Source organism: Nonomuraea ferruginea, from assembly GCF_039540635.1.
In the GTDB taxonomy this organism is placed as follows: domain Bacteria; phylum Actinomycetota; class Actinomycetes; order Streptosporangiales; family Streptosporangiaceae; genus Nonomuraea; species Nonomuraea ferruginea.
The window spans coordinates 325628-347721 of record NZ_BAABFD010000001.1 but is presented as its reverse complement, the minus strand read 5'-3'; the positions used below and the strand labels follow the sequence as shown (position 1 = coordinate 347721).

The window sequence follows — 22094 nt, the reverse complement described above, 5'->3', positions numbered from 1 at the left end:
CGGAGCCGTGCCCACGGACGCCGATCACTCAGGCGCGCCACCACATGCCCTACGGAACGCGCCCGGGGCGCCGGTGCCGGGGTGGGGTCAGTAGCCGCGGCCGAGAGAGCGGTCGCCGTGGTCGTCGCCGTGGAGCTGGCGCCAGTGCTCGCGCCAGGCCGACCAGCCGCGCTTGATGGGCTTGGCCCGGGAGTCGCCGAGCACCTTCACGTCGCCCATGATCGCGTAGGCGTGGACCCGCACCATCGGCACGTTCATGCCCCGCGGCGCCTCCTGCACGTCGACCCGTTTGTCGCCCATGATGGCCATGCCGTCGAGGTCGACGTTCACACCGTCGGGGACGATGATCTTCACGTCGCCCATGACGGAGACGGCCATGATCTCCACCACGCCGGTGCGCACCTCGGCCTCGCGCAGGTCGAGCACGACGTCGCCCATCACGGCCACCGCCCCCAGCTCCTGGTCGATGCGCCAGGTGCCGCGCCGTTTGGTGTCGCCCAGGACGCCGACGAACCAGCGTCGTTTCTTGCCCTCGCGCCGCTCCGCGGGCGGCGTGAAGGCCGCGGCGGCGGGCAGGTCCTGCGTGAGCAGGGCGAGCTCGGTCTGGGTGGTGGCGGTGTAGGCGGCCTCGGTGCGGTCGGTGAGCTCGGCAAGGGTGAGCCTGCCTTCGACGGAGGCCTCGCGAAGCAGCTCGACCACGGCCTCGCGCTCGGCGTCGGAGGCGCGTACCTCCCCGGGGTCAGTCATACTCGCAACATATCGCGTTTTGACGGTGTCGCGGTCCTCCCCAAGGAGGAAATGGGGTGAACCACTATCGACACGCACCCCGTACCAGATAGTGACACGGACCCCAGCATGGTCCCGGGGCGCGCCCGGGCCAGGCTAGGGTCCGTTGTCATGCATGAGGAACAGCTCTACCGGGCCGCGCTGGACGGCGACGAGAAGACCGTCGGCGAGCTGCTCGCCGAGGGCGCCGGCCCCGACCGGCCGTACGAGGGCGACGAGGGCGGCCTGCCGCTGTGCGCGGCCGCCGCCCGCGACCGGGTGGAGGTCGCCGGGATGCTGCTGGCCGCCGGCGCCGGCGTGGACACCAGGGAGAGCGGCGGCTGGACCGCCCTGATGTGGGCCGCCACCAACGGCGCGGCGGGCACCGCGCGGGTGCTGATCGAGGCGGGCGCCGACGTCGACGCCGCCAACGAGACGGGTGACACGCCGCTCACGCTCGCCGCCCGCCGCGGCGCGCTCGGCGTGGTCCGTGAGCTGCTCGACGCCGGCGCGGACGCCGCCAAGTACGACGGCGACGGCGACACGCCGCTGGAGATCGCCGCCGACTGGGTGGGCGTGCACCTGGAGAGCGCGCTGCTCGACCAGGTCGAGCAGGAGGGCTGGACGTACGCGGTGCACCGCCAGTGGGCGGGCGACGGCACCGGGCTGGTCACGGTCACCGCCACCTCTCCCGACGGGTCGGAGACCGAGCAGGTGGCGGCGCAGCGCGGCCATGCCGCCATCGCGACCCTGCTGGAGGCGGCGGCGGGCGAGTGGGCGCCGGTCGAGCGGCTGCTGGCGCGCGCGCTCGCGCACCGCGACCTGGACGAGGACGCCGAGACGTGGTGGGCGGCGGCCGACGCGCTGGCCGCGCGGGGCGACGAGGAGACGTACGAGGCGCTGGCGCGGCTGTGCGTGAGCGAGGACGCCAGGGAGCGCGAGTTCGGCGTGGACGCGATCGCCCAGTTCGGCGTGACCGGCGACGACAAGCCCTACCTGGAGCGGACGCTGCCGCTGCTGCGGCGGATGACGGTCACCGAGTCCGGCCCGCAGGTGCTGCGTTCGGTGCTGGCGGCGCTCGGCCACCAGGGCGACCCGCGGGCGCTGCCGCTCGTGCTCGGCCTCATCACCCGCCCCGGTCACCAGCGCACCATGACCGACGCCATCGCCCTGGCCGACGTGCTGACGCCGGACCACGCCGAAGGGGTGGCGCTGCTGGTCGAGATGACCGGCGACGACGACGGCGAGGTGCGCGACTGGGCCACGGCGGGCCTGGCCGGGCTGGAGGCGGACACGCCCGGGATCCGCGACGCGCTGGCGGCCCGGCTGGACGACGAGGTGCTGCGCACGGTGGCGGAGGCGGCGCGCGGCCTGGCCAGGCGCGGCGACCCGCGCGCGGCCCGCGGCGCCGAGCGGGTCCTGGCCGAGTCCGACGACCCCGAGCTGCACGAGCTGGTCGGCGACGTCCGGAACGCCTGAGCGATCCCCGGGGCCGTCAGGGTCCTGACAGGGCCGGGGCCGTGCGCAGCACGTCGCGGGCCAGGCCCACGTCGCCGTCCAGCCGCGCGGGGAAGCGCTCAGGGTCGCCCCGGCCGCCCAGCAGGAAGCAGAACTCGACCACGCCCGCGGTGATCCGCGCGTCCGGGGGACCGGACGCGGGGGCGTCCTCGACGCCCAGCGCCACGTGCCACTCGCCGCCGCCCGCTCCGGTGAGCGTCACCAGCACGCTGCGCCCTGACCCGTCGAGCCCGGACAGCAGCATCGTCCACGGCAGCAGCCGGGCGCACAGGTCGGCCGTCGGGTGGACGTGCTCGGGGACGGGCTCCGGCAGCCGGACGCCGGCCACCCTGGCCGCGTCGTCGGTGTGGATCCAGGTTTCGAGCATCCTGGCGAGCACGTGGTCGCGGACCGGGACCGTCAGGCCGTCGACCGAGGCGGTGGTGCCGGGCGGGACCGTGGCCAGGTGGCGGCAGAGGGCGTCGGCCTGCGCCCGCCAGTCGCGGCGGGTCTGCTCGGGGCTGCGCGCCCGCTCGTACGCCTGCACGTCGGCGGTGCGGCCGAGCGCGTCGGCGGCGGCGAGTTCGGGCCCCAGGACGGGGGCGCCGACGCCGGCCGCGACCAGGCCGTCCTTGGCGGCCAGGTGGGCGACGAGCTCCTGCAGCGTCCAGCCCTCGACGATGACGCGCGACCAGTCGTCGTCCACGGCGGCGGCCAGCAGGGCGTCCATGGCGGCGACCCGGCCCGCGTAGGGCTCCGCCCACGGCGCCGTGGGAGCCGCCGGGCGGCGCCGCGCCCGGGCCCCGGCCAGCAGCTGCGGCCGCAGCGAGCCCTTCGGCTCCGCCGGCTCTTCGAGCAGCGCGTCCAGATACAGACGCTCGAGCGGCTCCATCACACCTCTTCCTCCGCCAGCGCCTCCGCCAGGCGGCGCAGCGCCAGCCGGATACGCGACTTGGCCGTGCCCTCGGGCACGCCCAGCTCCTCCCCCACCTGCCGGTAGGTCCTGCCCCCGAAGTAGGCCAGCTCGACGGCCTGGCGTAACGCGTCCGGCAGGGCCATGACGGCCTGCCGCACCCGATCGGCCTCGTCGCCGGCGAGCACCGTGTCCTCCAGCCTCTCGGGCTCCCGCTGGAAGAGCCTGGGACCGATCACGGACACGCGCCTGCGCTCCTCCGCGCGCACGTGGTCGACGGCGCGGCGGTGCGCGATCGTGGCGAGCCAGGCGCGCAGGGTGCCGCGCTCCGGGTCGTACGCCAGCGGACGCTCCCAGAAGACCAGGAAGACCTCCTGGGTGATGTCCTCGGCGATCACCCGGTCCCTCGTCACGCGCAGGGACAGGCCGAAGATCAGCGAGGCGAGCCGATCGTAGATCTCTCCGAGTGCGGCCTCGTCGCCGCCGACCACCCGCTGGTGCAGCAGGCGGTCGTCGTACGGTGCCTCCACTGGCACCACACTCCCGATGATCCGGACTAGACGGCGGGTGCGCCGCGACCCAGCATTTCATCATTCGCCGCGAAACGGCAGACGGATGTCGGCCACGGCCGCTTTCCCGCCCCGCGATAGGGTCGGAAGGTCGTCCATCAACAAGAGGGAGCACTCGCATGGCCACGACCCGCACCGCCACGACGCAGTGGAAGGGCGCGCTGCTCGACGGTTCCGGCACTGTTTCGCTCGACACCTCAGGGGTCGGGAGCTTCGAGGTGTCCTGGCCGTCCAGGGCCGAGGCCGCCAACGGCAAGACCTCGCCCGAGGAGCTCATCGCCGCGGCCCACTCCGCCTGCTTCTCCATGGCGCTCTCGCACGGGCTGGCCGGCGCGGGCACGCCGCCGGAGTCGGTGCAGACCAGCGCCGACGTCACCTTCCAGCCGGGTGAGGGCATCACCGGCATCGTGCTCACGGTCAAGGCCCACGTGCCGGGCGTCACCGCCGAGCAGTTCCAGCAGGCGGCCGAGACCGCCAAGGTCAACTGCCCGGTCAGCAAGGCCCTGACCGGCACCACGATCACGCTGAACGCCGAACTGCTGTAGCAAGACCCGATCGCATGCGACAATAAGGTCACATGCGCGACGTCTGGCCGGGCGAACCCTATCCACTCGGCGCTACCTGGGATGGCGTGGGCACCGGTTTCGCGGTGTTCTCCGAGGTGGCCGAGCGGGTCGAGCTGTGCCTGTTCCACGATGACGGCTCCGAGGAGCGCGTCGATCTGTCCGAGGTGGATGGGTTCGTCTGGCATGGTTACCTGCCCGGCATCATGCCGGGCCAGCGTTACGGTTACCGCGTGCACGGCCCCTACCAGCCCGCGCACGGCCACCGGTGCAACCCCGCCAAGCTGCTGCTCGACCCATACGCGAAGGCGGTCGACGGTGAGCTGCAGTGGAACGAGGCGGTCTTCTCCTACCACTTCACCGACCCGGCGAAGGTCAACCGGGTCGACAGCGCTCCCTTCATGCCGAAGAACGTGGTGATCAATCCGTTCTTCGAGTGGGGCAACGACCGACCGCCGCGCGTCCCGTACCACCAGACCGTGATCTACGAGACGCACGTGCGGGGGCTCACCATGCGCCATCCGGACGTGCCGGAGGAACTGCGCGGCACGTACGCGGGGGTGGGGCATCCGGCGGTCGTCGACCACCTGCTGTCGCTGGGGGTGACGGCGGTCGAGCTCATGCCGGTCCACCACTTCATGCCGGAGCACTTCCTGGTGGCGCGCGGGCTGACGAACTACTGGGGCTACAACACGATGGCCTACCTCGCCCCGCACGGCGACTACTCCAGCTCCGGCACGCGCGGCGAGCAGGTGCAGGAGTTCAAGGCCATGGTGCGGGCGCTGCACGAGGCGGGCATCGAGGTGATCCTCGACGTGGTCTACAACCACACCGCCGAGGGCGACCACATGGGGCCGACGCTCGGGTTCAGGGGCATCGACAACGCCGCCTACTACCGGCTGCACGACGCCGACCGCCGCTATTACCTGGACTACACGGGCTGCGGCAACTCGCTGAACGTGCGGTCCCCGCACGCGCTGCAGCTGATCATGGACTCGCTGCGCTACTGGGTGCTGGAGATGCACGTCGACGGGTTCCGGTTCGACCTGGCGTCGGCGCTGGCGCGCGAGCTGCACGACGTCGACCGGCTGAGCGCGTTCTTCGACCTGATCCAGCAGGATCCGGTGATCTCGCAGGTCAAGCTGATCGCCGAGCCGTGGGACGTCGGGCCCGGCGGCTACCAGGTGGGCAACTTCCCGCCGCTGTGGACGGAGTGGAACGGCAAGTACCGCGACACGGTCCGCGACTTCTGGCGGGGCACGCACTCGGCGCTGCCGGACTTCGCCTCGCGGCTGACGGGCTCGGCCGACCTCTACGAGACGTCGGGGCGGCGGCCGGTGGCCTCGATCAACTTCGTGACGTGCCACGACGGGTTCACGCTCACCGATCTCGTCTCGTACAACCGCAAGCACAACGAGGCCAACGGCGAGGACAACCGCGACGGCACCGACGACAACCGGTCGTGGAACTGCGGCGCCGAGGGGCCGGTGGAGGATCCGGCGATCGTGCGGCTGCGCCACCGGCAGCGGCGCAACTTCCTGGCCACGCTGTTCCTGTCGCAGGGCGTGCCGATGCTGTCCCACGGCGACGAGCTCGGCCGCACGCAGCGGGGCAACAACAACGCCTACTGCCAGGACAACGAGATCGCCTGGGTCGACTGGTCGGCGCTGCGCACGGAGGCGCAGCTGCTGGAGTTCGTGCGCAAGCTGGCGAAGCTGCGCAGCAGACACCCGGTGTTCCAGCGGCGGCGGTTCTTCCACGGCCGCCACCCTGAGAACGGCGAGCGTGACCTGGTGTGGCTGACGCCCGGGGGCGCCGAGATGACGGCGGCCGACTGGCACGTCGGCTACGCCAAGTCGCTGATGGTCTATCTGAACGGTGACGCGATCACCGAGCCGGGGCCCCGCGGCGAGCGGATCTCCGACGACTCGTTCCTGCTGCTGATCAACGCCCATCACGAGGACATGGCGTTCACGCTGCCCGGCGAGACGTTCGGCGCGGGCTGGCTGCTGGAGCTCGACACCGCCGACGACAGCTCGGAGGGGCTGTTCGGCGACGAGCGGTGGCGGGCGGGCGACGTGGTGGCGGTGACGTCGCGTTCGATGCAGGTGCTGCGCAGGCCGCGAGAGTGACTTGTCGGAGGCGTGTGCCAAGGTAGAGGGGTGCGCCGCATCCATCCCGACATAAAAGACGATCCGGACATCGTGCAGGCCTACGCCTACCCGGAGGGCAGGCCCTGGCTGCGCCTCAACATGGTGGCCAGCGCCGACGGCGCGGCCTGGGACAAGGGGTTGTCCGGAGGGCTGTCCGGCAAGGCCGACAAGCGGGTGTTCGGGGTGCTGCGCGGGCTGGCCGACGTGGTCCTGGTGGGCGCCGCGACCGTGCGGGCCGAGGGCTACGGGCCGGTCAGGCCGCGCGAGTCCTGGCGCGAGCTGCGCGCGGGGCGGCCGGCGGCCGCGCCGCTCGCCGTCGTCAGCCGCGGCCTCGACCTCGACTTCGGCGCGCCGCTGTTCCGCGAGGCGGTGAGCCCGACGCTGGTGATCACCTGCGAGAGCGCGCCCGCCGACCGGCGCGAGGCGGCGGCCGAGGCCGGCGAGGTGATCGTGGCCGGCGGCGAGTCGGTCGACCTGGCCGGCGCGGTGGCCGCGCTGCACGCGCGCGGGCTGACCCGGGTGCTGTGCGAGGGCGGGCCGCGGCTCAACGCCCAGCTCGCCGCCGCCGGGCTGGTCGACGAGCTGTGCCTGTCGGTGAGCCCGCTGCTGCTGGGCGGGGACGCGGCGCGGATCCTCGACGGTGAGCCGTCGCGGGAGCGGCTCCGGCTCGGCCAGGTGCTGGAGGAGGAGGGCGTCCTCTTCTGCCGCTACACGAGGGAGATGTGACCATGAGCGAGCCGACGACGCCCAGGCCGGCGCGGAAGCCCAAGGAGCCGGAGCCGATCCCCGATCTCGACCTGCCGGTCAGGCCGCCGGTGGGGCCGATGCTGGCCAAGCCGGTCAAGGCGATGCCGAAGCAGGACGGCACCCTGTTCTACGAGCCGAAGTGGGACGGGTTCCGGTGCATCGTGTTCCGCGACCGCGACGAGGTCTATCTCGGCAGCCGCAACGAGCGGCCGTTCACCCGCTACTTCCCCGAGCTCGTCGAGGCCGTCAAGGCGGAGCTGCCCGAGCGGTGCGTCGTCGACGGTGAGATCGTGCTGCCGCGCGGCTCGGAGCTCGACTTCGAGGCGCTGCAGCAGCGCATCCACCCCGCGGCCTCGCGGGTCAAGATGCTGTCGGAGCAGACCCCGGCCTCGTTCGTCGCCTTCGACCTGCTGGCCGTCGGCGACGAGGCGCTGATGGACGCGCCGTTCGCCGACCGGCGGGCCCGCCTGGAGGAGCTGTTCCCCCAGAAGGGCCGGTCGGTGCGGCTCACCCCGGTGACCAAGAGCGACGAGCAGGCCGGCGAGTGGTTCGAGATGTTCGAGGGCGCCGGGCTCGACGGCATCATCGTCAAGCCGGGCGACCAGCCCTACACGCCCGACAAGCGGGTGATGTTCAAGGTCAAGCACGAGCGCACCGCCGACGTGGTGATCGCCGGCTACCGCGAGCACAAGACGGGGCCGATCGTGGGCTCCATCCTGCTCGGCCTCTACGGCGACGACGGCAGGCTCCACCACGTGGGGGTGGCGGCCTCGTTCCCGATGGCGCGCCGGGCCGAGCTGGTGGAGGAGCTCAAGCCGTACCTCGCCGAGCTGGGCGAGCATCCGTGGGGCCACTGGGCCGAGCAGGCGCAGGCCAACCTGGGCCGCCCGGCCGCCACGCCCGCCACCGGGGGGCAGCGGGTGCCGGGGGCGATCTCGCGCTGGAACGCCAAGAAGGACCTCTCGTTCATCCCGCTCCGGCCGGAGCTGGTGATCGAGGTCGCCTACGACCAGATGGAGGGCGACCGGTTCCGCCACACCGCGCAGTGGCGGCGCTGGCGGCCCGACCGCACGCCGGAGTCGTGCACGTACGAGCAGCTCGAACGGCCGGTCTCGTACAACCTCGACGACATCCTTGCCCGCTGACCCTGACCATCGTCTATATATCGCTGTATGAGCAGCAGTGAAGAACTGAAGGCGGCCCTCGCCGCCCGCCGTGATCTCGGCCCCGACTTCGAGGAAGCCATCGCGGCGTCGTTCCTCGACAAGGTGGGGCAGGAGGTCGACCGGCGGGTCGACGAACGTCTCCGGGCCGCTCCCGCCAGGCGACGGCCCGGCCCGACCGACGGCCAGCGGCTCGCGCTCGCCATCGTCTCGCTGGCGCTCGGCACGGGGGCCACGATCGCGCTCGCCGCGCTCGGCGCGCTCAACCCCGCGCTCCTGGTGATCTGGCTGGGCATCGTCGCGGTCAACTTCGTCTTCAACCGCCCCGGCGCCTGACCCGGACGGCTCGCCCTGAGGTCGCCCTCGCCCGTTTCCGCTTCCTTCGTCATGTCCGGCGAACGTCCTCATGACGCCCTGGCCCGGTCCATCCAGGCGCATGAGGATGAAGATCGCACCGAGTGACTCCGCTCCGTACAGGGCGGAGAGCAAACCGAAGGGAGCAAGACGATGATGCGCAAGAGGACCGTCACGACCCTGTTCGCGGGCCTCGTGACCGCGGTCGGACTGTGCCTGGCACTCCCCGGGAACGCCGGCGCGGCGTCGCAGGACTGCGAGGCGCCGGCGCAGCTCTCAGGGGTCTCCGCCCCGTTCGTGTGGTGGTGCGAGGGCTATTACATGACCTGGCAGGAGTGCCGCGACACCGGGGTGGCCTACGTCGGCGCCCAGGGCGCGAAGGCGTGGGCGTGCGATGAGGTGGGCCCCGCGAGCTATCCATGGAGACTCCGCATCCTGGACTGAACGCATGCCGGCCCGGCGTCCGGGCTTCCGTCCACGCGTCAACGGATTCGCCAAGGCTGAACCGCTGTGTGACCAGCGATCCCGGCATCCATGGACTGGAGACCAGATCTTCGCGGGGCTAGGCGAGCCAGATGAGTCCCGCGAAGCGGCCGGCGTCCCGGCGGCGGTAGGAGTAGAGTTCGCCGGACTCGATGGTGCAGCGGGCGTCGTGGCGTACGTCGGGCACGCCCGCGTCGCGGAGCTGCGCCTCGATGCCGGCGCGCAGGTCGAGCGCGGGGGTGTCCCAGGAGGTGGTGGAACGGGCGGGCGGCACCTTCGCGGCCACCCGGTCGCGGAGCTCGGCGGGCACCTCGTAGCAGCGCCCGCACGCCCCGGGCCCGACGAACGCCACCATCCGCCCCGGCTCGGCGCCCTTGGCCGCCATGGCCTCGACCAGCGCAGTGGAGATCCCCGCTTCCGTGCCGGGCCGCCCGGAATGCGCGGCACCGGCCATGCGCGCCACCGGATCGGCCACCAGCACCGCCGGGCAGTCGGCGCCCAGGGACGCCAGCGCCAGCCGCGGCTCCGTGGTGAACACCGCGTCGACCGGCGGCGGGTCGTCGCCGAACGGCTCGCTCACGTACGCGACCCCGGCGCCGTGGACCTGCCTCATGAACACGATCGCCCGCACGCCCAGCTCGGCCGCGACGCCGGCGCGGTTGGCGCGCACGGCGGCGGGGTCGTCGCCGGTCAGGCCGCCGAGGTTGCGCGTCGCGTACGGCGGCGCGCTGACGCCGCCATGGCGGTCGGTGACGGCGACGTGCACGCCGGGGGCCAGTTCCATGCCCCGATCCTATGACCGCCCCGGACGGCGGGCTGCGGTGGCGGCGAAAGGGCGTCATGATCGACAAAGGGCCGATAGATTTCCCCCCATGAGCGAGGAGATCAACGAGGGCGCGGCCCGGTCGCGGGCGTCGGTGCTGCGCAGCCGCGCCGAGTCGTACATCGCGCTGGGGCGGCACGACGCGGCGATCGCCGACCTGACCGAGTCGATCGCCCTCGTGCCGGACAACGCGCGCGCCTGGCGGCTGCGCGGCGAGAGCCACCGGCTCATCGAGCGGTACGAGGCCGCGATCTCCGACTTCGACGAGGCGCTGCGGATGGAGCCCGACAGCGCGTACGCGCTGGGCTCGCGCGGCCAGGCGTACGCGGCGCTCGACCGCCACGAGGAGGCCATGGCGGACTTCGAGCACGCGCTGACCCTGTCACCGGACTCGCTGTGGATCCTGGAGGCCAGGGCGGACGCGCTCGCGGACCTGGACCGGCTGGACGAGGCGCTGGCCGAGCATGCCAAGATCATCGAGCTGGACGGCGGCCTGGCGCACTCCTGGGTGTCCAGGGGCGACCTCTACCAGCGGCTGGGCCTCTATACCGAAGCCATCGCCGACTACACCAGCGCGCTGGAGATCGACCCCGACCTCGTGCGCGCCCTGAGCCGGCGCGGGGAGGCGCTGCGCATGATCGACCAGTACGAGGACGCGCTGGCGGACCTGAACCGGGCCGTCGAGCTGGCTCCCGACCACGACCGCGCGCTCGGCAGCCGCGGCGCGGTCCTTAGCGAGCTGGGCGACAACGAGGCCGCGCTGAAGGACCTCGACCGCGCGATCGAGCTGGACGCCGAGTACGTGTGGGCCTACCGGGTGCGCGGCGAGATCTTCCAGGAGGAGGACCGCCACGAGGAGGCGATCGCCGACTTCACCCACGCCCTGCGGCTGGAGTTCGGCGACTGAGGACCCGTGTGCTGTGGCGCCTTCTCAGCGGGACGCGCGCAGGGAAGCGTCCAAGGTGCTCATGAGCTGCGCGACACGGTTCTTGGCGGTCGGCGCGAGGGGATACCGGCACAGAACGGCGATCAGGGTGGGCGTGGCGCGCTGCCGCGCCTGGTCGATCATCATGTCTCCGACCGCGGGATCGCCGCCCGCGTTCAGCTCGGCGACGCGTGCGGCACTCGCGGCGGCGCGCAGGATGTGGCCCACCTGGGTGGCCTTCGCTATCGGGTGCAGGTATGCGGCGGACGCGGCGTCACCGGCGGAGCGCGCGGCGAGACGCGCGGCTTCGGCGCCCGCCTCCCTGGCGGCTCGATGGGCGTCCAGCGAGGTGACGCGCTGCAGCTTGGTCCTTCTCGCGCCGTTGACGAACTCCCATGCGGCGTCGATGGCCGCGCGCGGGCGGAGATCACCCGGCACGGCCTCCTCGAACACCGGGAGGACGTCCTGAGCGCTCTCGGCCACGTAGCGCGCCACGACGCGTAGTTCGTCCATGGTCAGCTCGAAATCGCCCGACACGATCGTCATGAAGCCGATCTTTCCATGGTCCGGGAGCGCCGCGACGCCGTAGTTCTGCCGGGAGCGGGCCGGCTGTTGAGGGCCCCGGGGGTCGCCCGGGGCCCTCGGGTCATAGCGAGAGCAGCGCGCCGACCCGCAGCCGGTCGTCCGACAGCGGTCGCATCGCGATGCGGACCAGGACGAGCGCGTTGTCGTCGCCCGCGATGCGGTTGGCGCTGAGCCCGCCGCACGACTGGCAGTGGTGGATGATCAGCCACTCGCCGTCGTCCCGCACCGTGACGCTGACCGGCGCCATGCGGCCCCGGCACGCCGCCCGGCGGTCACCGGGGACGCGGTGGTCGACATGCCTGCTGGTCAGGCAGTTCGGGCAGTGGTTGCGGTGCGCGGTGCCCGGCGCGGTGACGGGCACGTCGAGGCGGCAGCCGACGCACCGGAACGCGTCGCCCGGCTCGCCGTGCCTGACGTCCTTGCGCCGCTGCGGCCGGCGCTCCGCCGGTTTCCTGCGTGGCATGCGGTCCGCTCCCGTCACAGGTCGCCGAACGTTTCCAGCGGGAACGGCGGCTCGGCGAGCGGGCGGACGGCCATGCGCATGAGGATGAGCTGGTTGTCGTCGCCGCTGATCGGGTTGGACGTCAGCTCTCCGCAGCGGGTGCAGCGATGGATGAGCATCCAGTCGCCGCCGCGCAGCACCGCGATGGAAATCGGCGCCATGCGTGATCCGCACTCGGACGGCCCGCCCTCGGCACGGTCGAGCACGTGCAGCGAGTGCAGGCAGCTCGGGCAGTGGTTGCGGCGGCCGCCTCCGGGGGCGGCTCCGGTCACGGTCAGCCCGCACCGTACGCAGGTGAACGTATCGGTCAGGACCTGACGGGTCTTGTGGGTGGACACCCTGGGGTACTCCTTGCCGGACATGATGGGAAAGGGCAGCAAGGAAGCGCCGTGCGGGCCTCGGGACGGTCAGGGATGACGTGTCATGTACGGGTCCGTATGACGGTACGACGAGGCGCGCGTGGCGCGGTCCCGGGCATAAACCCCCCGCTTTCCAGGGCGTGACCGCCCGTATGACTCGTACATGGACATCGGGAGCGTAACCAGGCCCGGTCCGGGACCGCCACCGATTTTCCCCGCCCCGGCTTCACGTTGGGGGTGGAGAAGGACCGAACAACGTTCTAGGTTCGGTCCATGGGAATCGGGCTGACCACTGACCATCGGGCGCTCGCGGGGTCCGTGCGCGGGCTGGCGGAGCGGGGTGCGGACCATGGTGCGCTGGCCCGGCACGGGGTGCTCGGGCTGCACCTGCCGGAGGAGCGGGGCGGGCAGGGGTACGGGCTGCTGGAGCTGTGCGTGGCACTGGAGGCGCTCGGCGAGCTGCGCGTCCCCGGACCGTACCTGCCGACGGTGCTCGCCGCCGCGGCGGCGGCCCGCTCCCCCGCCGCCAAGGACCTGACCGACGGCCTCGCCAACGGCTCCCTCACCGCCACCGTCGTCCTGCCCGTCACAGGCGGTCCCGCCGCCGCGTCCGGGGCGAGCGACCTCACCGGCGCTCTGCCGTCCAGCGCGGACCGCCCGACCGCCCTGCTCGCGCTCGGGGCGGCGGGGGCCGATCTGTTTTTGGTGCCGGTAGGTGCGGATGGCTGGGCGTTGCTCGATCGCGGGGATGTCGTGGCGGAGCCCGCCGCAGGTGTGGACCTGGACCGTGACCTGTGCACCGTGACCGTCATGGACGTGCCCCGGGAACGCGTGCTCGGCGCGGTGCCGGTACGGGAGCTGGCCGCCGTGCTGCTCGGCGCGGACGCCTGCGGGGTCGCGGCCTGGGCCGTGGCCACGGCATCGGAGTACGCCGAGGTACGTGAGCAGTTCGGCCGGCCCATCGGGCAGTTCCAGGGCGTCAAGCACCGGCTGGCCGCCGCCCTGGTAACCCTGGAGCAGGCCCGCGCCGCCGTATGGGACGCCGCCAGAGCCCTGGACGACCCCGGACAGCACGGAGTCCACGGACAACCTGGGGTCACCTTGCCGCCCGAGGTGCGGCTTGCCGAAGAGGCGACCACCTTGCCGCCGCAGGGACAGCTTGCCGGGGAGGTGGCTGCCTTGGCGCCGGAGGTGCGGCTGGCTGTGGGGGTGGCCGGGGTGCTCGGGGCGGAGGCCGGGGTGCGGTGTGCGGCGGATGCGATCCAGGTGCTCGGCGGCATCGGCTACACGTTCGAGCACGACGCGCACCGCTACTACCGCCGGGCGTTGTCGGATCGGATGGTGGCCGGGGATCCGGGGGTGTGGGCCGATGAGGTGGCGGCGCTGGCTCTCGCGGGGGTGCGGCGGACGATGGAGCCTGATCTGCCCGAGGACGCCGCCCCGGTCAGGGACTCGGTGCGGGCGCACGCCGCGTCGCTGCGGGCCGCCGATCCGTCCGAGCGCCGACGGCGGTTCGCCGAGGAGGGGTGGATCATGCCGCACCTGCCGGAGCCGTGGGGCCGCGGGGCGTCACCGCTCGAACAGGTGATCATCCACGAGGAGTTCCGCGACCTGAGACGCCCGAACCTGGGCATCGGCGCGTGGGCCGTGCCGTCCATCGTCCGGCACGGGACCCGGGAGCAGCGGGAACGCTTCCTGCCCGGGACGTTCGCCGGCGAGATCGTGTGGTGCCAGCTGTTCAGCGAGCCAGGCGCCGGCTCGGACCTGGCGGGGCTGTCGACCAGGGCGGTCCGTGTGGAGGGCGGCTGGACGCTGACCGGGCAGAAGATCTGGACGTCCCTGGCCCAGTACGCCCACTGGGGCATCTGCCTGGCCAGGACCTCCCCCGGCAAGCCCAAGCACGAGGGCATCACGTACTTCCTCGTGGACATGGCCGCGCCCGGCGTCACCGTCAGGCCGCTCAAGGAGATCAACGGCGACGAGTTGTTCAACGAGGTCTTCCTCGACGACGTGTTCGTGCCGGACGAGCAGGTCGTCGGCGAGGTGGACGGCGGCTGGCGGGTGGCCCGCGACACCCTCTCGCACGAACGGGTCGCGCTCGGCGACTCGTGGGGGCCGGGGTCGAGGCACACGGACATGGCCGCGTTCGCCGCCCGGCTGCCGCTACGGGAGGCGCAGCGCGAGCAGGCGGGCCGGCTGTGGGCCGAGGGGCAGGCCATCTCCGCCCTCGGCCTGCGCGTGACCCTCGCCCAGCTCGCCACCGGCACCAGCGGCGGCATGGAGAGCGGGGTCGCCACCAGCAGCAGAGGCGGTAAGGAGAGCAGCGTCGCCACCGGCGCAAGAGGCGGTAAGGAGAGCGGGGTCGCCACCGCGTCCAGCGTCCGTAAGCTGCTCGGCATGCGGCACGCCCAGGCGGTGGCCGAGTTCTGCTGGGCGCTGGCGCCCGCCGACCCCTACTGGAGCCGCATGATCCTCACCACCCGCGCCTTCACGATCGGCGGCGGCACCACCGAAGTGCAGCTCAACATCATCGCCGAGCGCGCGCTGGGGCTCCCGCGCGACCCGTGACCACTCCTCGCCGGGAGCACGGGAGTGGTCAGTCGTCGCGGGCCTTGCTCGGCTGCACGCGCTTCGGCTCGCCGGGCATTTTCGGATAGTTGGGCGGATAGGGCATGTCGCCGCGCTCGTCCTTGTCGTACCGGTCGAGGAGGGTCTCGATCGAGTAGGCCTGGTCGTCGATGGCGGCGTGCACGTCCCCCAGCTCGGCGAACCTCGCGGGGACCGTGCGGATGTCGAAGTCGCGCGGGTCGGCGTCTTCCAGCTCGGACCAGGTGAGCGGGGTCGAGACCGGCGCGTGCGGGCGGGCCCGGACCGAGTAGGCGCTGACCACCGTGCGGTCGCGGGCGTTCTGGTTGAAGTCGATGAACACCCGGTCGCCCCGCTCCTCCTTCCACCAGGCGGTGGTGACCAGCCCGGGGTCGCGCTCCTCGACGGCCCTGGCCAGCGCGATGCCGGCGTGGCGCACCTGCACGAAGTCCCACCTCGGCTCGATGCGCACCGCGATGTGGACGCCGCGGTTGCCCGAGGTCTTGACGAACCCGGGCATGCCGAGCTCCTCCAGCACGTCCCTGGTCAGGAACGCGGCCTTGCGCACCGCGTCGAAGCCCACGCCGGGCTGCGGATCGAGGTCGACGCGCAGCTCGTCGGGGTGTTCGACGTCGGAGGCGCGGACCTGCCAGGGGTGGAAGTCGATGGTGCCCAGGTTGGCGCAGTAGGCGATGGCGGCGACCTCGGTGACCTTCAGCGACTCGGCCGTCCGGCCGCTGGGGAAGGTGACGGTCGCGGTCTCCACCCAGTCGGGGCGCTTGGCGGGCATCCGCTTCTGGTAGATGGCCTCGCTCTGCACCCCGTCGGGGTGGCGCTTGAGGTTGGTGGGCCGGTCTCTCAGCGCCCGGAGCGCGCCCTCGCCCACACTGACGTAGTACTCGACCAGCTCGCGCTTCGTCGCGCCGATCTCCGGAAAGTAGATCTTGCCGGGATTCGTCACCTTGACGGTGCGGTCTCCCACCTCAAGCTCGATGTACGGCGATGCCATGGGAACGAACCTACCCCGCGCCTACGACAAACCACCGGGCGAGAGAAGGGGGCCCGTCCCGGAGCCGCACCGGTGGCGGGACCGGGAGCTCGACGGAACGGGCCCGTCAACGAGACCACTCGCGCCGCCGTTCCGGGCGCTGGCGCGCCACCCGGCCGGCCGTGGCGATCGCCGGCGGCGCCAGCACGGGCGTGGGCTGTGCCGCTCTGGCGATCCGGCGAGTGGTCTCGCCCCTTTGCAGGAGGCGATGACACCCCCTTGCTGACAAAGACGCGAATTCGCCCCAGAAAGGATGCTCCCCCTATGGAGATCTCTTTTTGCCGCATCTCGTACGCTGAACGTATGGACAAGGTGGTCAAGAGCGAGACCGAATGGCGGGTCCAGCTCTCTCCGGAGGAGTTTCATGTGCTGCGGGAGGCGGGCACCGAGCGCCCGTTCACCGGCGAGTACGTCGACACCAAGACCGAGGGCGTCTACGCCTGCCGGGCGTGCGGCGCCGAGCTGTTCAGGTCCGACACCAAGTTCGAGTCCCACTGCGGCTGGCCGAGCTTCTTCCAGCCGTCCGACTCCGACGCGGTGACGCTGATCGAGGACCGCAGCCACGGCATGGTCCGCACCGAGGTGCGGTGCGCGCGCTGCGACTCCCATCTGGGGCACGTCTTCCACGGCGAGGGATACCCGACGCCGACCGACGACCGCTTCTGCATCAACTCGATCTCACTGAGACTCGAACCCGTGGAGTGACAGCTCGTTGACACCGCGTATCGGACAGGGGTGGCGGGTAGACCATCGCCGTGAGCCGGATCCATTTTCGTCACCGGTGGGTGACGATCGAGACGATCGGCCGCGTCGTCACGCAGCGGTGCGAGGTGTGCACGAAGACCCGGGTGCGGGTGCGGTGAGATCAGGGGACGCGCGGGTGCCGCGCGTCCCTAGGCGGTCGCGAAGAAGTCCACCATCAGGGAGTTGACCTCGTCCGGCTGCTCCAGATACCCGTAGTGCCCGCACTTGGCGACCTGCGCGTACCTCGCGCCGGGGATGGCGGTGGCGACCTCTTGGCCGAGGTGCGGTGGCGTGATGAGGTCGTCCTCGAAGCCGACGACCAGGCAGCGGCCGCGGATGGCGCGGTAGTCACCCAGCCGGTCGTCCATGATCTCCAGTTTGCTCTGGGCGCGCATCACCGCCTTGGCCGTCGGGAAGAGCTCGAAGAGGTCCAGCCAGTGCCGGGCCCGGCTCTCGTCGTTGAGCGTGTGCGGCGACAGGCTGAGCACCGCGCGCAGCGCCGCGCCGTAGGCGGCGGGCAGCTCCACCGGACCGAAGTTCAGCTCGGACTCGGCGGCGGCGAGCCTGGCGCGGAAGTGGTCCGGCCGTCCGCGCGTGGCCATCAGCACGGCCTGCTCCACCAGTTCCGGCCGCTGCAGCAGGAGTTCCTGGACGACGTGCGCGCCCATCGACACGCCGACGAGGCGGCAGCGCCCCCCGCACAGGGTCTCGGCCAGCCCGGCGAGGTCGCCGACCAGGTCATCGATCTCGGGCGGCGCCCCGGAGTCCGGCGTCAGGCCGCGGTTGTCGAAGGTGATGACGCGGTAGCCGGCGGCCAGCAGCGCGGGCGCCTGGTGCAGGTGCCAGACGTGCCCGGGGCTGCCGGTGCCCATCACCAGGATCACGGGGTCACCGGTGCCCTGGTCGGTGTAGGTCAGGGTGGTCCCGTTCACTCGCGCCACGGCCATGCCGCTCTCCGTTCTGTTCTGGTGCTCGCTTGAAGGCCGCCCGCAGCAGCGGTGGCGCCAGCAAGGAGGTGGCCACCGCGATCAGGACGACGATCGAGTACGCGGCCGGTGTCAGGATGCCCAGCCGGAGTCCGACGGTGGCGACGATGATCTCGATGAGGCCCCGCGAGTTCAGCCCCGCGCCGATGGCGAACGACTCCCAGGGGGGCATCCCGCTGGTGCGGGCGCCGATGTAGCCGCCGGCCAGCTTGCCCGCCACGGCCAGGGCCAGCAGTCCCGCCGCGGTCAGGGCGACCACCGGCTCGGCCAGTGCCGCGAGGTCCAGGTGCAGCCCGGCGAAGGCCAGGAAGACCGGGGCGAGGACGGCGATGACGGCGGTGCGCAGCCCGGCCAGGTGCCGCGCGCCCGCGCCCTTGGCGGCTCCGGCGACCAGCCCTGCGACGAAGGCGCCGACGACCGGCTCCAGTCCGGCGAGGTGCGCGGCGAGCGCGCCGGTGATGATCACGACGGCTGACATGGTCATGGCGGGCGCCGGATCGGCCACGCTCAGCACGCGCCGGGCGAGCGGCCGCAGCACCAGGGCCGCCAGGAGCATGACCGCCAGCCACAGCAGCGGCATCCCGATCGTTTCCGGCCCCGCGCCGCTGGTGGCCATCGCGCCGACGACCGCGAGCAGTATCCAGGCGACCGAGTCCTGGCAGGCGCCGGAGGCCAGGGTGATCTGGCCGACGCGGTGGCCGAGCAGGCGCAGGTCGCTGAGCGTACGGGAGATGACCGGGATGGCGGTGACCGACAGCGCCACGCCGAGATAGGCGGCGAACGTGACCCGGTCGGCGGCCGGCCCCAGGAGGGCCGCCGGCACCACGAAGCCCGCAGCCGCGCCCAGCACGAGCGGCAGGAGCAGCGCCCAGGCGCTGACCCGGGCCAGCGTGCCCGCCTGCTCGCGCAGCCTGCCCAGGTCGAGCTCGGCGGCGGTGAGTCCGACGAGCAGCAGGAGCCCGAGCTGGGCCACGGCGTCGATGAGCGCGCCCGAGCCGGGCCGCGGCAGCCACTGGGCCCAGCCCGGCGCCAGCTGTCCCAGAACGGCGGGCCCGAGCAGGACCCCGGCCGCCAGCTCGCCCACGATCGCCGGCTGGCCGAGCCGGGAGGCCAGCCGGCCCAGGAGGACGGCCGAGGCCAGGATCACGACGAGCTGCAGGAGGAACAGCGGGACCCCAGTGAGCATGGCCCTCAGCGTAGGAAGCCTCCGTACGGCCCCGGCCGGGGCGGCGAGCGAATGGCGATTTCTCGCCACAACGGCGGCGGACGCTTCTCCGGCCTCCGCCACGGTTCTACGGTCCGAGGCAGCGAGATCCCCTCAGGAGAAGCGAAGGATCCCCGCAGTGAATGCCCGAATTGTGCAGGAGCTGAATCAGCACGTACGCCACGCCGGGTTGTCCGGCGAGGTGGCGGCCGCCCGGCGCGAGTTCGCCGAGCGCGGATTCGCGATGGTGTCGTTCCTGGCGCCCGCGAGTGTCAAGCAGGCCGTGGCCGACGACGTGCTCTCCCTCATCGAGGAATCCGGGGTCCGGCGCGACCTCAGGTTCAAGGAAACCGGCGGCACGCCCCGCCGGATGCGCAACGTGACGCGATCGGAGATCGCCGAGCACAGCGCCCTCATCCCCGCCGTGTACCGGTCGGAGGCCCTCGTCGGCCTGCTCGCCGAGATCGTCGGCGAGCCCGTGCTGGCCTGCCCGTACGAGCCCGAGCAGTATGTGATCACCCGTCTGGAGCACAGCGGTGACACCCACGGCTGGCACTGGGACGACTACAGCTTCGCGCTGGTGTGGCTGGTGCAGTGCCCGCCGCCGGAGCACGGCGGGTTCGTCCAGTGCGTCGCCGGCACCCGCTGGGACAAGAGCGACCCCGCCATCCACCGCGCGCTGCTCGACAACCCCATCTGGTCGTTCGAGGTGGGGGCCGGCGACCTCTACGTGATGCGCACCAACACCACGCTGCACCGCGTCTATCCGATCACCGCGGGCGTGCGGACGATCGTCAACATGGGGTACGCGTCCAAGCCCGACCTGGAGACGGTCATGTCCCACGAGACCATGGACGCGCTGTGGGCGGAGCAGGCGTGAGCACGATGCCGACCGAAATGGAGAACCCGATGCACACGGCTTTCACCCGCGGCCCGGTCGCCGACGTCTTCTCGTCATACCTCGTCGCGGTGTCACTGTCGGCCGCCGGCGAGCTGGGCATCCTCGACGCGCTGAGGCGGGAGGACAGCTACTCGATCGAGACGGCGAACGCAGACGGGCTCGATCCGCGGCTGGTGCGCCAGCTGCTGGTGACGCTCTCCTGGGCGGAGATCGTCGAGGTCGCCGACGACAAAGCGGTCACCGGGCCGCGCTTCGACGACGCCTACCGCGCGCGGGGGTACTTCTACTGGATGGTCCGCGGCTGCGGCGAGCTGTTCTCCGTCCTGCCCGAGGTGAGCAGGACCGCGAACCGCACCGGCGACTTCTACACCAGGGACATGCGGGCGGTGGCGGTCGGCTCCAAGCTGATCGGCGAGACCGAGGTCGAGCCGCACTTCGTCGAGTTGCTCGGCGAGCTGGACTACTCGGCCATCGCCGATCTCGGCTGCGGTTCCGGCCAGCGGCTGATCGACGCGGTCTCCCGCCGGCCCGGCGTGCGCGGGGTGGGCGTCGACATCGCGCCCTCGGCGGTGGAACTGGCGGCGTCCTCGGTGGCGCAGGCCGGTCTCGCCGGCCGGATCGGCGTCGTCACCGGCGACGTGCGCGACCTCGAGCCGCTGCCCGAGTTCGCCGGCGTCGACCTCATCACCTGCGTCTTCCTGGGCCACGACTTCTGGCCCAAGACCACCTGCGTGGCGGGCCTGCGCAAGCTCCGCACGGCCTTCCCCGACGCGCGGCGGCTGCTGCTGTGCGACGTGGTCCGCAGCGAGGAACCGCCCGGGGCGGACACGACGATCTTCACCCTGGGCTTCGAGCTCGTGCACGCCGCGATGGGGGTCTACCTCCCCACCCGCTCGGAGTGGCGTGAGGCGTTCCGCGAGTCCGGCTGGGTGCTGAACGGCGAGCGGGACTTCGCCGCCCCTCCCCGCGGCGTCCTGTTCGACCTGAGCCCGGAGAGCTGACATGAGCAACCCGTTCGACGACGAGAACGGCTCCTTCCTGGTCCTGGTGAACGCCGAGGAGCAGCACTCGCTGTGGCCGTCGGCCTTCCCCGTCCCCAGCGGCTGGAGCGTCGCCTTCGGCCCGGCCTCCCGCGCCGAGAGCCTGGAGTACGTCGAGAGCAACTGGACCGACATCCGGCCCGCCGGCGTGAGGAGCGCACTGGCATGAGCGCCGACACGATCGAATACGTCCTCGACGGCAAAGAGGTGGGCTCGATCACGGCCGTCGGCGAGCGGGTCAGGGCGCTCGGCGAGGATCCCGCCGACCCGGGCTTCTTCGACCGCTGCTGGCACATCCGCGAGGAGCTGCCGGTCGGGCTGCGCCGGTTTCTGGAGGACTTCCGCCGCACGGAGCCGGCCGCGTTGTGCCTGGTGCACGGCTTCCCGATCGACGACGACGCCGTCGGGCCGACGCCCGGCCACTGGTCGGTCCCCTCGCAGTCGGCCGCCGCGGGCGACGCGGAGGTCTATCTCGCCCTGTGCGGGATGGTGCTGGGCGAGCCGTTCGCCTGGTCCACCCTGCAGGGAGGGCGGATGATCCAGAACATCGTGCCGATCCGCGGCGACGAGATGCAGCAGAGCGGTCACGGCAGCCAGTCGTCGCTGGAGTTCCACACCGAGGACGGGTTCCACCCGCTGCGCTGCGACTATCTTCTGCTGTTCGGGCTGCGCAACCACGAGCGCGTGCCCACGGTCGTGGCGTCGGTGCGTGACGTGGAGCTGTCGCCGGAGCAGGCCCGGCTGCTGTCGCGCCCGCGCTTCCACATCATGCCCGACGACGAGCACCTGCGGCAGCTGGAGGCGACCCAGCCGGGCCATCCCGCGCTGGCGCTGATGCGCGAGATGCGCGACAGGCCCGAGGCCGTCCCCGTGCTCGTCGGCGAGCCGGGCAACCCGTACCTGCGGCTCGACCGCCCGTTCATGACCTGCGCGGACGGGGATCCAGAGGCCGAGAGCGCGCTCGACGCGCTGGTGGCCGGGCTGGAGGCCGGGCAGCAGGACGTGGCCGTCGGGCCGGGCAGCCTGCTGATCGTCGACAACTACCTCGCCGTCCACGGGCGCAGGCCGTTCCATCCCCGCTACGACGGCACCGACCGGTGGCTGAAGAAGCTGACGGTCAGCAGGAACCTGCGCAGGTCCATCGGCAACCGGGCGACGACCAGCCCTCGGGTGATCTTCTAAGG

24 protein-coding genes are annotated in these 22094 nt (G+C 72.2%); 14 read left to right on the top strand and 10 right to left on the bottom strand.

The genetic code is table 11. The annotated features are described in order from the left end of the window. Window positions 1-87: 87 nt before the first annotated feature. The gene (locus ABD999_RS01495) at window positions 88-747 is read right to left on the bottom strand and encodes a DUF1707 SHOCT-like domain-containing protein (RefSeq protein ID WP_271280046.1); all 660 of its coding nucleotides are present in this window, start codon (window positions 745-747) and stop codon (window positions 88-90) included. 150 nt (window positions 748-897) lie between these two features. Between ABD999_RS01495 and ABD999_RS01490 the strand changes: the two genes are divergently transcribed. After that, window positions 898-2244, top strand: coding sequence for an ankyrin repeat domain-containing protein (locus ABD999_RS01490; protein WP_271280045.1), 1347 nt, complete (start codon window positions 898-900; stop codon window positions 2242-2244). Window positions 2245-2260: 16 nt separating this feature from the next. On the opposite strand, the gene ABD999_RS01485 is transcribed toward ABD999_RS01490, so the two are convergent. Next, window positions 2261-3154 carry a maleylpyruvate isomerase family mycothiol-dependent enzyme gene (locus ABD999_RS01485; RefSeq protein ID WP_148030411.1) on the bottom strand — a complete coding sequence of 298 codons (894 nt, stop codon included), beginning with the start codon at window positions 3152-3154 and terminating at the stop codon, window positions 2261-2263. Beyond that, window positions 3154-3714: a sigma-70 family RNA polymerase sigma factor gene (locus ABD999_RS01480; RefSeq protein ID WP_219543210.1), complete on the bottom strand. Its 561-nt coding sequence runs from the start codon at window positions 3712-3714 to the stop codon at window positions 3154-3156. Before ABD999_RS01480 ends, ABD999_RS01485 begins: the two co-directional genes overlap by 1 nt. 149 nt (window positions 3715-3863) lie before the next feature. On the opposite strand from ABD999_RS01480, the gene ABD999_RS01475 reads away from it, so the two are divergent. From ABD999_RS01475 to ABD999_RS01450, 6 genes are all read left to right on the top strand, one after another. Continuing rightward, window positions 3864-4289, top strand: coding sequence for an OsmC family peroxiredoxin (locus ABD999_RS01475; protein WP_148030409.1), 426 nt, complete (start codon window positions 3864-3866; stop codon window positions 4287-4289). Between the two features lie 32 nt (window positions 4290-4321). After that, window positions 4322-6439, top strand: a complete 2118-nt coding sequence (gene glgX / locus ABD999_RS01470; RefSeq protein WP_271276789.1) for a glycogen debranching protein GlgX — start codon at window positions 4322-4324, stop codon at window positions 6437-6439. Window positions 6440-6469: 30 nt separating this feature from the next. Continuing rightward, window positions 6470-7186, top strand: coding sequence for a pyrimidine reductase family protein (locus tag ABD999_RS01465; protein WP_271276788.1), 717 nt, complete (start codon window positions 6470-6472; stop codon window positions 7184-7186). 2 nt (window positions 7187-7188) lie between these two features. After that, the gene (locus ABD999_RS01460; RefSeq protein ID WP_271276787.1) at window positions 7189-8352 is read left to right on the top strand and encodes an ATP-dependent DNA ligase; all 1164 of its coding nucleotides are present in this window, start codon (window positions 7189-7191) and stop codon (window positions 8350-8352) included. Between the two features lie 27 nt (window positions 8353-8379). Next, window positions 8380-8706 carry a hypothetical protein gene (locus ABD999_RS01455; protein ID WP_148030405.1) on the top strand — a complete coding sequence of 109 codons (327 nt, stop codon included), beginning with the start codon at window positions 8380-8382 and terminating at the stop codon, window positions 8704-8706. Between the two features lie 171 nt (window positions 8707-8877). After that, a complete protein-coding gene (locus ABD999_RS01450; protein ID WP_271276786.1) occupies window positions 8878-9168 on the top strand; it encodes a hypothetical protein in 291 nt (96 codons plus the stop codon). A gap of 118 nt (window positions 9169-9286) precedes the next feature. On the opposite strand, the gene pgeF is transcribed toward ABD999_RS01450, so the two are convergent. Next, window positions 9287-9991 carry a peptidoglycan editing factor PgeF gene (pgeF, locus tag ABD999_RS01445; RefSeq protein WP_271276785.1) on the bottom strand — a complete coding sequence of 235 codons (705 nt, stop codon included), beginning with the start codon at window positions 9989-9991 and terminating at the stop codon, window positions 9287-9289. Between the two features lie 88 nt (window positions 9992-10079). Between pgeF and ABD999_RS01440 the strand changes: the two genes are divergently transcribed. Further along, window positions 10080-10937: a tetratricopeptide repeat protein gene (locus ABD999_RS01440; RefSeq protein WP_271276784.1), complete on the top strand. Its 858-nt coding sequence runs from the start codon at window positions 10080-10082 to the stop codon at window positions 10935-10937. Between the two features lie 24 nt (window positions 10938-10961). Here the strand turns inward: ABD999_RS01440 and ABD999_RS01435 are convergent, their stop codons facing one another. The 3 genes from ABD999_RS01435 to ABD999_RS01425 all read right to left on the bottom strand — a co-directional run bounded on the left by ABD999_RS01435 (window position 10962) and on the right by ABD999_RS01425 (window position 12404). Next, window positions 10962-11501 (bottom strand): putative immunity protein, encoded by a 540-nt coding sequence (locus ABD999_RS01435; protein ID WP_271276783.1) that lies wholly within the window; start codon window positions 11499-11501, stop codon window positions 10962-10964. A 100-nt stretch (window positions 11502-11601) separates the two neighbouring features. Next, a complete protein-coding gene (locus ABD999_RS01430; RefSeq protein WP_271276782.1) occupies window positions 11602-12003 on the bottom strand; it encodes an RNHCP domain-containing protein in 402 nt (133 codons plus the stop codon). Between the two features lie 14 nt (window positions 12004-12017). Next, window positions 12018-12404, bottom strand: a complete 387-nt coding sequence (locus ABD999_RS01425) for an RNHCP domain-containing protein (RefSeq protein ID WP_148030400.1) — start codon at window positions 12402-12404, stop codon at window positions 12018-12020. A gap of 270 nt (window positions 12405-12674) precedes the next feature. Between ABD999_RS01425 and ABD999_RS01420 the strand changes: the two genes are divergently transcribed. Further along, window positions 12675-14969 (top strand): acyl-CoA dehydrogenase family protein, encoded by a 2295-nt coding sequence (locus tag ABD999_RS01420; protein ID WP_271276781.1) that lies wholly within the window; start codon window positions 12675-12677, stop codon window positions 14967-14969. Window positions 14970-14997: 28 nt separating this feature from the next. Here ABD999_RS01420 and ligD read toward each other — a convergent pair whose 3' ends face one another. Then, window positions 14998-15996, bottom strand: a complete 999-nt coding sequence (ligD, locus tag ABD999_RS01415) for a non-homologous end-joining DNA ligase (protein ID WP_271276780.1) — start codon at window positions 15994-15996, stop codon at window positions 14998-15000. Window positions 15997-16338: 342 nt separating this feature from the next. Here ligD and msrB point away from each other — a divergent pair, with 342 nt between their 5' ends. Then, window positions 16339-16740 (top strand): peptide-methionine (R)-S-oxide reductase MsrB, encoded by a 402-nt coding sequence (msrB, locus tag ABD999_RS01410; RefSeq protein ID WP_148030397.1) that lies wholly within the window; start codon window positions 16339-16341, stop codon window positions 16738-16740. 188 nt (window positions 16741-16928) lie between these two features. On the opposite strand, the gene ABD999_RS01405 is transcribed toward msrB, so the two are convergent. Both ABD999_RS01405 and ABD999_RS01400 read right to left on the bottom strand, forming a co-directional pair. Beyond that, on the bottom strand, window positions 16929-17726 hold the full coding sequence (locus tag ABD999_RS01405) for an alpha/beta fold hydrolase (protein ID WP_271276779.1): 798 nt from the start codon (window positions 17724-17726) through the stop codon (window positions 16929-16931). Then, window positions 17668-18951, bottom strand: a complete 1284-nt coding sequence (locus ABD999_RS01400; RefSeq protein ID WP_271276778.1) for a cation:proton antiporter — start codon at window positions 18949-18951, stop codon at window positions 17668-17670. The genes ABD999_RS01405 and ABD999_RS01400 overlap by 59 nt, the downstream gene beginning before the upstream one ends. 157 nt (window positions 18952-19108) lie before the next feature. On the opposite strand from ABD999_RS01400, the gene ABD999_RS01395 reads away from it, so the two are divergent. The 4 genes from ABD999_RS01395 to gntD are packed head-to-tail and all read left to right on the top strand — an operon-like array spanning window position 19109 to window position 22092. Next, window positions 19109-19849 carry a HalD/BesD family halogenase gene (locus tag ABD999_RS01395; protein ID WP_271276777.1) on the top strand — a complete coding sequence of 247 codons (741 nt, stop codon included), beginning with the start codon at window positions 19109-19111 and terminating at the stop codon, window positions 19847-19849. Window positions 19850-19878: 29 nt separating this feature from the next. After that, window positions 19879-20871: a methyltransferase domain-containing protein gene (locus tag ABD999_RS01390; protein ID WP_271276776.1), complete on the top strand. Its 993-nt coding sequence runs from the start codon at window positions 19879-19881 to the stop codon at window positions 20869-20871. A gap of 1 nt (window position 20872) precedes the next feature. Beyond that, window positions 20873-21079, top strand: coding sequence for an MbtH family protein (locus tag ABD999_RS01385; RefSeq protein WP_148030392.1), 207 nt, complete (start codon window positions 20873-20875; stop codon window positions 21077-21079). Next, complete coding sequence (gntD, locus tag ABD999_RS01380) at window positions 21076-22092, top strand: guanitoxin biosynthesis L-enduracididine beta-hydroxylase GntD (protein ID WP_271276775.1); 1017 nt, start codon at window positions 21076-21078, stop codon at window positions 22090-22092. The genes ABD999_RS01385 and gntD overlap by 4 nt, the downstream gene beginning before the upstream one ends. Window positions 22093-22094 lie beyond the last annotated feature (2 nt).